The 12,807-nt window shown below is 27.5% G+C and carries 16 protein-coding genes; 13 read left to right on the forward strand and 3 right to left on the reverse strand.

The genetic code is table 11. From position 1 onward, the window contains the following. The first annotated feature begins 54 nt into the window (after positions 1-54). Together ACH36K_RS06300 and ACH36K_RS06305 are read left to right on the forward strand one after the other, a co-directional pair. On the forward strand, positions 55-660 hold the full coding sequence (locus ACH36K_RS06300) for an aminotransferase class III-fold pyridoxal phosphate-dependent enzyme (RefSeq protein ID WP_411170100.1): 606 nt from the start codon (positions 55-57) through the stop codon (positions 658-660). Positions 661-701: 41 nt separating this feature from the next. Beyond that, complete coding sequence (locus ACH36K_RS06305; protein ID WP_411170661.1) at positions 702-1,325, forward strand: aminotransferase class III-fold pyridoxal phosphate-dependent enzyme; 624 nt, start codon at positions 702-704, stop codon at positions 1,323-1,325. Positions 1,326-1,392: 67 nt separating this feature from the next. On the opposite strand, the gene ACH36K_RS06310 is transcribed toward ACH36K_RS06305, so the two are convergent. Then, on the reverse strand, positions 1,393-1,761 hold the full coding sequence (locus tag ACH36K_RS06310) for a hypothetical protein (protein ID WP_411170101.1): 369 nt from the start codon (positions 1,759-1,761) through the stop codon (positions 1,393-1,395). 372 nt (positions 1,762-2,133) lie between these two features. On the opposite strand from ACH36K_RS06310, the gene ACH36K_RS06315 reads away from it, so the two are divergent. From ACH36K_RS06315 to ACH36K_RS06340, 6 genes are read left to right on the forward strand one after another with little or no spacing between them, the layout of a single operon-like run. Next, the gene (locus ACH36K_RS06315; RefSeq protein ID WP_411170102.1) at positions 2,134-3,579 is read left to right on the forward strand and encodes a menaquinone biosynthesis decarboxylase; all 1,446 of its coding nucleotides are present in this window, start codon (positions 2,134-2,136) and stop codon (positions 3,577-3,579) included. After that, positions 3,569-4,438 (forward strand): UbiA-like polyprenyltransferase, encoded by an 870-nt coding sequence (locus tag ACH36K_RS06320; RefSeq protein WP_411170103.1) that lies wholly within the window; start codon positions 3,569-3,571, stop codon positions 4,436-4,438. Before ACH36K_RS06315 ends, ACH36K_RS06320 begins: the two co-directional genes overlap by 11 nt. 10 nt (positions 4,439-4,448) lie before the next feature. Continuing rightward, positions 4,449-5,039, forward strand: a complete 591-nt coding sequence (locus ACH36K_RS06325) for a UbiX family flavin prenyltransferase (protein ID WP_411170104.1) — start codon at positions 4,449-4,451, stop codon at positions 5,037-5,039. Then, entirely contained in the window at positions 5,029-5,982 is a 954-nt protein-coding gene (locus ACH36K_RS06330; RefSeq protein WP_411170105.1) for an ABC transporter substrate-binding protein, read from the forward strand. Before ACH36K_RS06325 ends, ACH36K_RS06330 begins: the two co-directional genes overlap by 11 nt. A 17-nt stretch (positions 5,983-5,999) precedes the next feature. Then, complete coding sequence (locus ACH36K_RS06335) at positions 6,000-6,752, forward strand: ABC transporter ATP-binding protein (protein WP_411170106.1); 753 nt, start codon at positions 6,000-6,002, stop codon at positions 6,750-6,752. Further along, positions 6,749-7,501 (forward strand): ABC transporter permease, encoded by a 753-nt coding sequence (locus tag ACH36K_RS06340; RefSeq protein ID WP_411170107.1) that lies wholly within the window; start codon positions 6,749-6,751, stop codon positions 7,499-7,501. Before ACH36K_RS06335 ends, ACH36K_RS06340 begins: the two co-directional genes overlap by 4 nt. Before the next feature lie 104 nt (positions 7,502-7,605). Here the strand turns inward: ACH36K_RS06340 and ACH36K_RS06345 are convergent, their stop codons facing one another. Beyond that, complete coding sequence (locus tag ACH36K_RS06345) at positions 7,606-8,118, reverse strand: ferritin (protein WP_322412690.1); 513 nt, start codon at positions 8,116-8,118, stop codon at positions 7,606-7,608. A 508-nt stretch (positions 8,119-8,626) separates the two neighbouring features. On the opposite strand from ACH36K_RS06345, the gene ACH36K_RS06350 reads away from it, so the two are divergent. The 3 genes from ACH36K_RS06350 (at position 8,627) to ACH36K_RS06360 (ending at position 10,412) form a co-directional block, all read left to right on the forward strand. Next, positions 8,627-9,133, forward strand: a complete 507-nt coding sequence (locus tag ACH36K_RS06350; protein WP_411170108.1) for a GNAT family N-acetyltransferase — start codon at positions 8,627-8,629, stop codon at positions 9,131-9,133. Positions 9,134-9,320: 187 nt separating this feature from the next. After that, positions 9,321-9,746, forward strand: coding sequence for a flavodoxin (locus ACH36K_RS06355; RefSeq protein WP_411170109.1), 426 nt, complete (start codon positions 9,321-9,323; stop codon positions 9,744-9,746). A 12-nt stretch (positions 9,747-9,758) separates the two neighbouring features. Continuing rightward, positions 9,759-10,412 (forward strand): DUF3793 family protein, encoded by a 654-nt coding sequence (locus tag ACH36K_RS06360; protein WP_411170110.1) that lies wholly within the window; start codon positions 9,759-9,761, stop codon positions 10,410-10,412. A 130-nt stretch (positions 10,413-10,542) separates the two neighbouring features. Here ACH36K_RS06360 and ACH36K_RS06365 read toward each other — a convergent pair whose 3' ends face one another. Then, complete coding sequence (locus tag ACH36K_RS06365; RefSeq protein WP_411170111.1) at positions 10,543-11,343, reverse strand: phosphotransferase; 801 nt, start codon at positions 11,341-11,343, stop codon at positions 10,543-10,545. 138 nt (positions 11,344-11,481) lie between these two features. Between ACH36K_RS06365 and ACH36K_RS06370 the strand changes: the two genes are divergently transcribed. Together ACH36K_RS06370 and ACH36K_RS06375 are read left to right on the forward strand one after the other, a co-directional pair. After that, a complete protein-coding gene (locus tag ACH36K_RS06370) occupies positions 11,482-12,093 on the forward strand; it encodes a TetR/AcrR family transcriptional regulator (RefSeq protein WP_411170112.1) in 612 nt (203 codons plus the stop codon). Between the two features lie 12 nt (positions 12,094-12,105). After that, complete coding sequence (locus tag ACH36K_RS06375; RefSeq protein WP_411170113.1) at positions 12,106-12,807, forward strand: ABC transporter ATP-binding protein; 702 nt, start codon at positions 12,106-12,108, stop codon at positions 12,805-12,807.

A 12,807-nucleotide genomic window follows, 5' to 3' on the forward strand; every position in this document is an offset into this window, starting at 1 on the left:
TTTAAGCAGATAAACTTTTAGTATAAAGGCAATATAATTGAGGAGGAATAGATTTTGATTGGAGCAGAAAAAATAATCGAAAAGAAAAAGCAGTACTTGTTTCCATCATCTCAAGGAAATCATTTTTACAAGAATCCCCCACAAATAGTAAAGGGAGACATGCAGTATTTATATGATGATAAGGGGAATAAGTATATAGACTTTTTTGCTGGAGTATCAGTAATGAACTGTGGGCATTGTAATAAGGAAATATTAGATGCAACAATTAAGCAAATGCAAAGACTTCAGCATACAACAGTTATTTACTTAACTGAGGAAATGGTTAATTTAGCAGAAAGATTATCTAAGGTACTACCGGGAAACTTAAGACGTTCATTTTTCTGTTGTACAGGTTCAGAAGCAAATGAAGGAGCAATGCTATTAGCTAGATTATATACAGGTAAAAAGGAGTTTATTGCATTAAATAACGGACTACATGGAAGAACTTATTTGACTATGAGTGCCACAGCAATACCAATGTGGAGAGCTGATCCAGAATTATCACCTGTATTTCACTTTGCAAGTAATGTATGGGATGAAAATCTTAATACAGAGGATGCTGCAAGAGAATCATTAAAAAGTATTGAAGATATAATTAAAAAAGAGGAGCTGAAAATATAGCAGCTTTAATAACTGAGCCTATACAAGGAAATGGAGGAATAATAACTCCACCATTATGGTACTTTAAAGAACTTAAAAAAATATTAGAAGAAAATAAAATATTATTAATAGTTGATGAAGTTCAAACAGGTTTTGCTAGAACAGGAAAAATGTTTGCTATAGAGAATTATGATGTTGTACCAGATATAATGACAGTGGCAAAAGCACTTGGTAATGGTATGCCAATATCAGCATTTTGTACTAATGATGAAATAGCAAAATCATTTACGAAGCCATCTGCATCAACACTAGGAGGGAACCCAGTTTCATCAGCTACTGCTATGGCAGTTTTAGATTATATAGAGAAAAATGAGTTGTGCAAGAAGGCTGAAGAATTAGGAAAAATATTAAAAGATAAATTAGAGGGTTTAAAAGATAAATACAATATAATAAAAGAGGTTAGAGGTTTAGGTCTTATGCTAGGAGCAGAACTAGTAAAAGAAAATGGAGAAGCGGCAACAGAAGAAACTGACATAATATTAGAAAAGTTAAAGGATAGAGGACTAATAGTAGGTAAGAATGGATTAAATAGAAATGTACTAGCTTTCCAACCGCCATTAGTAATAACTGAAGAAAATATAGAAGTTTTAATTAAAAACTTAGATGAAGTTTTATATGAAGTTTAATAAAAAGGCAGTAGGTAGATTTGACTTTAAACAAAACTAGCTACTGTCCATGCTTTTGACATAAGAATTATTTAATATTTTGTATTAATTCATTTACAAGTTCGTCTATTATAGAATTTAAGCTTTCAATTTCATCAAATGTAATATTATCAATATGTATTCCGCAGGAAATAACTACAGTACTATTAAGAGTGCTAGATATTTTTTTAGCAACATTTTGAACTATTATATCTTCTTTATGTCCTGTAATTGTTAGTATTGATACAGAAGAGCTTATTTTATTTTTATCTAAAAGACTTTCTCTAGGGATTCCAAGGGCAACAGCACCAATATGGGGAGTGTCACCACCATAGATACTTATATTCAAATCATTTCCCATTTTTATAGCTATACAATTTACATTATAATCTTTAAATTTTTTTGTTAATTGAACCATGGAGATCCTCCTAAAGTTTATTTTAGTATATAAGTTGTAATAAATATTTTACCTTAAATGAATTATTTTTAAATTTGTTAGTATTTAAATAAAGTAAGTATTTCAGCAACTTATATAAAAATTTAAATAATATATATGCTTTCAATTTTGTCATTTTACTTAAATAAGACTATTTACTTTTAATCTTATTATACTGTAAGGATGTAGATTATTAATTGAAACATATATATTTATAATTATAGCTGGAATTAGATATAAATGAAATGTTAAAAGTAATATATAGTACAAGCTGTTTGTTGAAATAGTAAGAAAAATATAGTAATATAGTAAAGTTGAAAATGGTGAAGGCAAACAACAATTTGGAGGTGTTTTATGTCTTTTAAGGATTTGCAAGTATTTATTAAAGAGTTAGAAAAAAAGGATCAATTAAAGAGAATAACGGCTGAAGTAGATTCAGAATTAGAAATCACAGAAATAACAGATAGAGTTTCAAAGGAATATGGTCCAGCATTACTATTTGAAAATGTTAAAGGATCAAAGTATCCAGTTTTAATTAATGCTATGGGAACTTATGAAAGAATGGCCATGGCATTAGGGGTTGAAAAGTTAAATGATATTGGAAATGATATAGAAGAATTTATTGATATGGCTAATTATATGGGACTTATTAATAAATTTAAATCATTACCTAGACTAAGTAGAATGGCAACCATGTTTCCTATTAAACTACCTACAAAGGGAGCTTGTCAAGAAGTTATAAATCATGATCCTGATTTATCAGAGTTACCTATATTAAAGTGTTGGCCAGAAGATGGAGGAAAGTTTATAACACTTCCTTTAGTTATAACTAAAGATCCTGATACTGGTATTCAAAACATGGGTATGTATAGGATGCAAGTTTATGATAAAAACACTACAGGTATGCACTGGCACTGGCATAAAGACGGAAGAGAAATATATGAACAATATAGAAAGCTTGGCGGTAAAATGCCTATATCAGTAGTATTAGGTTGTGATCCAGCAATTACATATGCTGCAACAGCACCACTACCTAAAATGGTAGATGAAATGATGTTTGCAGGATTTCTTAGAAAAATGCCTATAAATATGGTTAAATCAATTACAAATGATATTTATGTTCCTTCAGATGCTGAATTTGTTATTGAAGGATATGTAGATGTAAATGAAGAGTTAAGAAGAGAAGGACCTTTTGGTGATCATACTGGATATTATTCCTTAGCAGATGATTATCCTGTATTACATGTAACATGTATTACGCATAAAAAGAGTCCTGTTTATCCAACTACAATAGTAGGAAAGCCACCAATGGAAGATTGCTATATGGGAAAGGCTACAGAGAGAATTTTCTTACCATTATTAAAAATGATGAATCCAGAAATAATAGATATTAATTTCCCATTAGAAGGAGTATTCCATAGTTGTGTTATAGTATCTATTAAAAAGAAGTTCCCAGGACATGCAAGAAAAATAATGAATTCATTATGGGGAATGGGACAAATGATGTATACAAAAATGATTATTATAGTAGATGAAGATGTAGATCCTCAAGATGTATCTAAGGTAGCTTGGAAGGTATTTAATAATATTGACGCTAAAAGAGATTTGGTAATATCAGAAGGACCATTAGATGCACTAGATCATGCAGCAGACATACCTTTCTATGGTAGCAGAATAGGAATAGATGCTACGATAAAATGGCCTAGTGAAGGTCATACTAGAGAATGGCCAGAAGATATAGAAATGTCAGAAGAAATGAAGAAGCAAGTAGATAAAAGGTGGTCAGAATATGGAATTTAGTAAAGTGAAAAATAAGATTACCGATTATGGAACCTTAGTAATGTTTTCTCATACTATTTTTTCATTATCCTTTGCTTTGATTTCTATGTTGCTAGCGGGAAATGGAAAGTTGAATTTTAATACAATATTTTGGATAGTAGTAGCTTTTTTAGGGGCAAGAACAGGAGCAAATGCTTTAAATAGAGTAATAGATGCTGAAATAGATGCAAGGAATCCAAGAACAGCTACAAGGCAAGTTCCACAAGGTTTAATGAATAAAAAAGAAATACTTATTTTTGTAGTAATATGTTTTGGAATTATGGTTTTTGCGGCATGGAAGCTCAATACAATTTGTTTAATACTTTCGCCAATAGCTTTATTTCTAATGATAATATATTCTTATACTAAAAGATTTACATGGATGTGTCATTTAGTTCTTGGTATAACTTCAGCAGCAGCACCAGTAGGTGCATGGCTTGCTGTTACTGGCAAGATTATTTTTCTTCCATTAGTAATGGGAGCAGCTAACACGTTATGGGTAGCCGGTTTTGATATTATTTATGGAGCTCAAGATTATGAGTTTGATACTAATAATGGAATTCACTCAATACCGGCAAGATTTGGAGTTAAAAATGCTTTATTAATATCAAGAGCATTTCATGTAATTGCATTAATTTGTTTAGTAATAGTAGGCTTATTATCAAATGAGCTAGGAACTTTATATTACATAGGATTATTTATAATAGGTATATTATTTATAGTGCAGCACAACATGGTAAGTGAAGTTAATTTAAAGAATGTTAAAATTGCTTCATATAACGTTAACCAAGTAATAAGTATTGTGTTTTTAGTTTTTGGTTTATTAGACTGTTTAATATAAGGAGAAAAACATGAAAAAAATAGTTGTTGGAATTACTGGAGCAAGTGGAAGCATATACGCTAAAAGGTTAATAGAAGTGTTATTAAATGAAGAAATTTATGTAAATATTGTAGCCACAGAAAAAGGGAGACAAGTATTTAAGTATGAGCTAGCTTTAGATTTAGACTCATGGGTTAAAGAATTAACAAAAGATTATAAAAATGTAAAGCTTGAAGATAATAATAATCTATTTGCAGGGGTAGCTAGTGGGTCTAATAAATATGATGCAGTAATAATATTACCATGCTCTATGGGAACATTAGCTGAAATAAGTCATGGATTATCTAAAAATTTATTATGCAGAGCAGCAGATGTAGCTTTAAAAGAGGGAAGAAAGCTTATAATAGTTCCAAGAGAAACCCCTCTTAATTCAATACATCTAGAAAACATGCTTAGATTATCAAAACTTGGAGTTGGAATAATCCCTGCAATGCCAGGATTTTATCATCATCCAACTTCAATGAATGATTTGGTAGACTTTTTAATCGGAAAGATATTAGATTATCTTAATATAAATAATAAACTATTCAACAAGTGGGAGGACAAATCTAATGAAAATTAAAAAAATATTAAGTTTAGCTATGGCAATGGTTTTATCAACAGCTATAGTGGCTTGTGGAAACAAAGCTGAAACTCCAAAAGAAACAAAAGAAAAGGTTAAGCTAAGAGTAGGTGTAATGGGATCTATTGATGCTGTACCATTAGTAATAGCAAAAGAAAATGGATACTTTGATGAATTAGGAGTAGATCTTGATCTTCAAATATTTAAAGCAGCCAAAGATAGAGATGCAGCACTTCAAGCGAAAGAATTAGATGGAGTATTATGTGATGAAGTAGCTATTTCTATTTATCAAAATTCAGGAATAGATATGAAAATTACAGGAACAACTAATGGTTACTGGACTTTAGTATCTGGAAAAGATTCTGGAGTTAACTCTATAAATGATATAAAAGGAAAGAAAATTGGAATATCAGAGCGTACTATGATTGATTACTTAGCTTATTATATAACAAGTAAGAATGGAATAGATGCTAATGCAGTTGAAAAAGTAGCAATACCAGCAATGCCAGCAAGATTAGAAGCACTTAAAAATAATCAAATAGATGCAGCTATATTGCCAGCACCATTTAATGATAAAGCAATTGCAGATGGTGGAAAAGAAATAGTTAAAATATATAATAAAGATATAATGATTTCAACTACTGCATTTTTACAAGGTGTTATAGATAAAAATCCTGAAGTAGTAAAGAGTTTCTATAAGGCTTATGACAAGGCTATTGATGATATTAATAGTAATGATATAAGTAAATATGAAGATTTAATTATATCAACAGTTGGATATTCAGAAGATATGAAGGGAAAGATTGAGTTACCTGAATTTAATAAAAATTATTTACCAGCAGAAGAAAAGGTTCAAGAAGTATTAGATTGGTCAAAATCTAATGGAATAATAGAAAAAGATCTAAAAGCTAAAGATGTAATCAGTGATATAGCAGTTAAGTAGTTTGTGGAGGAATTTTTATGATACAGATAAAAAATATATCTGTTTTCTATGAATCCAAAGAAAGAGTCAAAGCTTTAGAGTCTGTAAGTTTTAAGGCTGAAAGTGATGATATATGTGCAATAATAGGCCCTTCAGGCTGTGGTAAAACCACATTACTTAATGTACTATCAGGGATAATAAAAAAGTATGAGGGAGAGGTTCTTCTAGATAAAGAAGAGCTTAACCCTCATATTCATAAAATTGGACTTATTCCTCAAAATTTTGGGCTTTTACCTTGGAAAACAGTAAAAGAAAATTGTCTTTTACCTTTTAAAATAAGAGGTGAAAAAATTAATAGTGAAACTATAGAAAAAATGAATACAATGATGAAAAGATTGAACATAAATGGATTAGAAAATAGATTTCCAAGAGAATTAAGTGGAGGGCAAAGACAGAGAGTTTCAATAGTAAGAAGCTTTTTGATGAAGCCAGATTTACTTCTAATGGATGAGGCTTTTTCAGCTTTAGACGCTATTATAAGGGATGAGGCACAAGAATTATTTCTAGACATTTGGAATGAAAATAAAATGACTACATTTTTTGTAACTCATAGCATAGATGAAGCTTTATATATGGGTAAAAAAATAATTGTAATGTCTAACACTCCAGGGGAAATTATCGAAGTAATAGATAATACACTTTTTAATAATAAAAATTATAAAGAAGATAAAGACTATTCAAGATTATTTTCACATATAAAAAATATGGTGAAAAGGGGCTGGGATAAGTGAGAGCACTAAAAAAGATTGGTGTATTTATTAAGGGATTTATAATATTAAATGTACTTTGGTATATTTTTAGCATGGTTATGAATTCAAGAATTGTGCCTAAGCCACATGAAATATATAGTTATATACCTGAGCTTTTTAAAGAAAAGTTTTATACACATATACTAGAGAGTTTATATAGAGTGTCTATAGGACTATTAATATCCTTTGCTATTGGAATTACATTAGGAATACTAATGGGATATTCAAAGAAAGTAGATAAATTATTAAACCCATTAATATATTTTACTTATCCCATTCCTAAAACTGCTTTATTACCAGTTATTATGACTATATATGGGCTTGGAGATGGATCGAAGATAACATTGATAGTTTTAATAACTGTTTTTCAAGTAATAGTATCAGTAAGAGATGCAGTATCAAATATAATAAATGAAAATTATAATCCATTAATCAGTTTAGGGGCAACAAAGTTTCAATTAATTCGCCATGTAACTATTCCAGCAATATTACCAGATATATTAACTAATGTTAGAGTAGCTATAGGTACAGCTTTTTCAATTTTATTTTTTGTAGAAGCTTATGGAACAAAAGTTGGAGTAGGTTATTTTATACAAGATGCATGGACAAGAATTGATTATATAGATATGTATGCAGCTATAGTAATTTTAAGTTTTTTAGGATTAATATTATTTATTTTAGTAGACTGTATTGAAGATATAGTATGTAGATGGAAAGTTAGAGATATATGATTTTAAAAGTTAATAATATCTATTAATTCACAAATTCTTTGATACAATTAAAAACCTCATGAGTTAATTAACTCATGAGGTTTTTTATCTGAGGTTTAGATTATTTATGCAGTAGTTGTTGGAGGTGTATAAACTCTTTTCGCAAGTTCTTCATCCAACATATATATAGCTGCAGGATTTCCATCAGATCTTCTAACTTTCTTTAAAAATGAGTTGAAATTATTTTCTTCTTCAACTTGTTCATCGATAAACCATTTAAGTAAACTAATTGTTGCATGTTCCTTTTCTTCAAGAGCAATGTCAGCTAGTTGGTAAATTTTCTTAGTTACTAACTGTTCATGTTCATAACCTTTTTCAAATAAATCAATAATGTTATCATAGTTTCCTTCAGGTTGTGGAACCTCTTTTAGATTAACTACACCATTTTTTTGAAAAATATAATCATATAACTTCATAGCATGAGCTAGTTCCTCCTGAGCTTGAACTCTAAAAAAATTAGCAAATCCACTTAAATCAATTGATTCAGCATAAGCAGACATAGCTAAGTAAGTATAAGATGAATAAAATTCAAAATTAACTTGTTCATTAAGATTATTTAATAGATTTTCACTTAACATTTGTTTCCTCCTATAATTTAAATTAGAATTTTTAATTTATATAAATTTATTTATGTAAACAAATTTAACTAATTTTCTATTAAATCCAAAATTTTATTATAAATCTTATTATATACTAATCTTCTATATAATACTATTAATATTGACTTTCTTAAGAAGAATAATACCTTAATAATTCCAATTATATAGGATTAGAAGTTTAATATGGTTAAATTAAATACAAGAATATAAAAAATAATATGATTAATAAAATTTATAAAGACAAAATTACAGAAAAATACTTTTAATAACTTTAAATGGAAATAAAATACTAAAAATGGGAAATATAAGTTGAATGGTAAAATGCTAGAAAATAAAGATAAGGATACAAAAAATGAGTTAAATGTAAGTAACAGAAGATAGTGTTTTTTACTTATATAGATAATGATAGTAATATATGAGTATTACTAGTAATAATTAATTTATAAAGTTTTATAGATTTATAAATATAACTAAGGAGTTGTACTTTGTGGAAGTAAGTAGTATTAATCTAAGTCAAGAAGTGTATAGATCTGATGCGGAAAAAATATGCAATTGGCTTAGTGATGAGGAAATAATTAGTCATTTAAATGAAGATGCTAATGTTAAAAGCAATCTAATTAACGTTATAAATAGAATTAATATGCCTATTTTAACTCATTTATTTAATAATAATTGTAGATTTTTTACTATTAAAAATATATATGGAACAGTAGGATTTTTAAGATTAGTACCGAAAAATGAATTAGTAGAAATAGTTATTGCAGTAGGTGAAAAGGAATTATGGGGTAAAGGAATAGGACACAATGCAGTGGTAGAAGCTTTAAAAGTAGCTTTTTTTGATATGAGAGCAGATAGAGTTGTTGCTAAAATAAAAAAAGTTAATAAAAGATCTCAAAATCTTTTTAAAGGTATTGGATTTAAGCAAGTAAAAGAGCTTGAAAGGGAAATCGAATATCATATTAATATGGAAGAGTTTTGGAGAATAGCTGCGTAAGGCTATTTTAGCTTATATTTAAACATTAAAGAGTCTGTTTATGAAGATTTATAAATATTTTCATAAACAGACTCTTTATATTTCAAATAAATGCAAAATATAAAAAATATATTGACTTTATTTGGGAAGCAGTATATTATATAGATATAATAATGATAATCATTCTCAAATAAAAGGAGGAGACTATATGAAAATTATTTATTGGAGTGGTACTGGAAATACTGAGGCTATGGCAAATTTAATTTTAAAGGGAATTAATGAGGAAGGTGGTATGGGAGAACTAATAAATATATCATCTAAAGATGTAAATTCAATAGTTAATGAAGATATTCTTATATTAGGATGTCCTTCTATGGGAGATGAGGAACTTGAAGAAGGTGAATTTTTACCTTTCTTTGAATCGATAGAAAAAGATTTAAATGACAAGAAAGTAGTTTTATTTGGATCTTATGGTTGGGGAACAGGAGAATGGATGGCAAGTTTTGAAGAGAGAGTTCAAGCATCAGGAGGTATATTACCTTTAGAATCATTAATAGTTAATTACCTACCAGAAGGTGAAGATGAAGAAAAGTGTGTAGAATACGGAAGACAAATATATAAGCTTAACAAATAACTGGAGGAGTAAATGATGGTTAGTAAAGTTGATAGTCTTTATAAATTATTAAACAGAATGGAGGATAAGGAATATATAGAAAATTTCATATCTTATAATGTTGCTTTAATAAGTGCGAAACTAAAACCATCAATTACTTTAAATTTATTTAAAAATAATAATAAGAAAACATATTTTTTATGGAATACCTATGGAGAAGAATATCTGAAAAAATTAGGGCTGAATTATATTGAACTAAGAGAAAATGATAAAGCATTAATTGTTTTTATATATAGTGAAGAATTGCTTAAAAAGGTAATAAGTAATTATAAAAGTTTAAATTTCTTAGGTTCTATTGGTTATGAAAATTGCTTTAATATAAAAGAGGTATTACAAAAATTAAAAGAAAGATATAGTATATACAATTGCCCACATGAACTTGGGATATTTTTAGGATATCCATTAGAAGATGTAAAAGATTTTATGGAATGTACTGAAAAAAAGTGCTTAGCTTGTGGATATTGGAAAGTTTATAATGAGTGCAACAAAGCAAAGACTGTATTTGCTCTTTTTGATAAAGTAAAAGAGCATACAGCTGAAAATATATTAATTGGTAATAGACATATTAATTTATCTAATATATTAAAAGATAAATTTGAAAAAAATCAAAAAATAGTATTTGGATAAAAAATCTTCTTAAAAAAATTTCGGGATATATTTTTACTTACAATATAAATATATAAAATTTTTCTCATCATGTAGGAACCTTAAATAATTTAGGGTTCCTAATTATTTTCATGATAATATAGTGAAATATCTATAGTGAATTCATTAAATCATCTAATATCATGTTTCCACCAATTTTATAATCATAATCTGAAGTTGAATTAATTGATTTAATAAAACTCCAAGTTGCATTCCAAAGTTTAACTATAAATAGATAATCTTCTAACTTTTCTTTTTGTTCTAGTGAGTAATGTCCAAAATAATTTTTAAGTAATTTGACTTTCATATCTTCATTCAAAAACCAGGATAAGGTTGCTAAATCAAAGAATATATCACCCATCCCAGAAAATTCAAAGTCTATAAAATAAACTTTTTCATTAGAGTACAAAATATTAGAAATATTTAAGTCGTTATGGCACAATCCATAGGTTATTTCTTTAGTTAATTTCTTTTCAAGATATTTTAATTTCTTCAATATTTGATTTATGTTATGATTGAAATCAAATTTATCATTAATTAAAAAGTTTATATTATTTTCAATAACTTCAAATGGATTAAAATTATTATTATATTCTAAATTATGTAATTTTTTTAATGTAAAGGTTAAGGTATTTAGAAAGTTTTTCGAATTATAAATATCTATGCTGATTTGAGAACTTTCTATAAATTTACTTATGAGAATTCCGTTATCTTTACTATGATAGATTATATCTGGGCAAATATTTAGTGGTTGGACTAAATTTAGTATAGAATTTTCATAGTAAAAATTATTTTTATTGTCTTTACCAGGTATTCTTAAAACGTATTTTTTATTATTAGACTTCAATAAGTAATTTGAATTATTAAGTCCTCCTAATTTAGTAAGTTCATTATTTTTTAAAAAAGTACTCATTTCTATCTCCTTAAAAGATTACTAAAAGTATTATATCATTATTTAAATATAGGATATAATATTTTTTAAAAGTCATTGACCATGTGGTCATGGAGGTATATAATTATGATAATTAAATATTGGAGGAGGGGTGAAGTGGTGAATATACCTAAGGATAAAGAGGAACTTATTTATGAAGTATCCTTGAAAGAATTTGCTGAAAAGGGATATGAATTAGCATCAACTAATAATATTGTAAAGGAATGTGGATTTTCTAAAGGTACGCTATTCAATTATGTTAAAAATAAAAGGAACTTATATCTATTTGTAGTTGAAAAAACTTTAAATGATATTGGTATTACGATTGAAGAGGAATTAAATATAAAAAGTACTGATATATTTGAGAAAATAAAGGAAATACAAAAGATAAAGTTAAATATATTTTTAAAGTATCCAAATGAAAATAAGTTGATTATTCAGGCTTTTACAGAGGCAGATGAGGATATTAAAGATAAGTTTTCTATAAAATATGAAAAATATTCAAAGATGTTTTTTGAGTTAATGACTACAAATGTTGATTACTCAAAATTTAAAGATGGAATAGATATAGAAATGACTCTTAGTACAATACTTTTAACAATGAATGGTTTATCAGAAAAAATATCTAGAAAGTATAAAAACAATCAAGAACAAATGATTAAAGATCTTGAAGAAATAATTAAAGAGTCTAATAAGTATTTAAATTTTATAAAGGAATTAGTATATAAGTAAGAGGTGAAAAGTATGTTATTATCATTAAAAGATGTGACCAAGATATATAAAGCAGGTGAAGTAGAAACCTATGCTTTAAAAAATGTTTCTATGAATATTGAAGAAGGGGATTTTATAGTTATTCTAGGGCCAAGTGGAAGCGGAAAAAGTACATTACTTAATGTAATTAGTGGACTCGATACAGTAACATCAGGAAAAATAAACTTTAAAGATGAATGTATTTCAGACTATAATACAGAAAAGTTAACTTTATTTAGAAGAAAATATTTAGGCTTTATATTTCAACAGTATAATTTGCTTCAAAATTTAACAGTTAGAGAAAATATAGATATTGGAGCGAATTTAAGTGCAAATCCAATAAATATAGATGAAATTATAGAAAAGGTATCACTAACAAATGAGAAAAATAAATACCCATCACAATTATCAGGAGGACAACAACAAAGAGTCTCTATCGCAAGAAGTATAGTTAAAAACCCAAAGATTTTATTTTGTGATGAACCAACAGGAGCTTTAGATGAAAAGACTGCAAAAGAAGTATTAAAGTTGCTTCAAGAAATGAATAAAGATTATAAAACAACTGTAGTTATGATCACACATAATACGGGAATTTCTAAGATGGCTGATAAAGTTATAAAAATGAATTCAGGAGAAATAGTAGAGACAGTTATAAATAAAGAAAAGATAAATCCATCTGAAATTATATGGGGGTAG

Source organism: Clostridium sp. MB05, assembly GCF_046581255.1.
Taxonomy (GTDB): Bacteria; Bacillota; Clostridia; order Clostridiales; family Clostridiaceae; genus Clostridium.

Coding starts and splice junctions, on each gene's coding strand:
- ACH36K_RS06310 (WP_411170101.1), bottom strand. CDS start 1,761: ATGGTTCAATTAACAAAAAAATTTAAAGATTATAATGTAAATTGTATA.
- ACH36K_RS06315 (WP_411170102.1), top strand. CDS start 2,134: ATGTCTTTTAAGGATTTGCAAGTATTTATTAAAGAGTTAGAAAAAAAG.
- ACH36K_RS06320 (WP_411170103.1), top strand. CDS start 3,569: ATGGAATTTAGTAAAGTGAAAAATAAGATTACCGATTATGGAACCTTA.
- ACH36K_RS06325 (WP_411170104.1), top strand. CDS start 4,449: ATGAAAAAAATAGTTGTTGGAATTACTGGAGCAAGTGGAAGCATATAC.
- ACH36K_RS06330 (WP_411170105.1), top strand. CDS start 5,029: ATGAAAATTAAAAAAATATTAAGTTTAGCTATGGCAATGGTTTTATCA.
- ACH36K_RS06335 (WP_411170106.1), top strand. CDS start 6,000: ATGATACAGATAAAAAATATATCTGTTTTCTATGAATCCAAAGAAAGA.
- ACH36K_RS06345 (WP_322412690.1), bottom strand. CDS start 8,118: ATGTTAAGTGAAAATCTATTAAATAATCTTAATGAACAAGTTAATTTT.
- ACH36K_RS06355 (WP_411170109.1), top strand. CDS start 9,321: ATGAAAATTATTTATTGGAGTGGTACTGGAAATACTGAGGCTATGGCA.
- ACH36K_RS06360 (WP_411170110.1), top strand. CDS start 9,759: ATGATGGTTAGTAAAGTTGATAGTCTTTATAAATTATTAAACAGAATG.
- ACH36K_RS06365 (WP_411170111.1), bottom strand. CDS start 11,343: ATGAGTACTTTTTTAAAAAATAATGAACTTACTAAATTAGGAGGACTT.
- ACH36K_RS06375 (WP_411170113.1), top strand. CDS start 12,106: ATGTTATTATCATTAAAAGATGTGACCAAGATATATAAAGCAGGTGAA.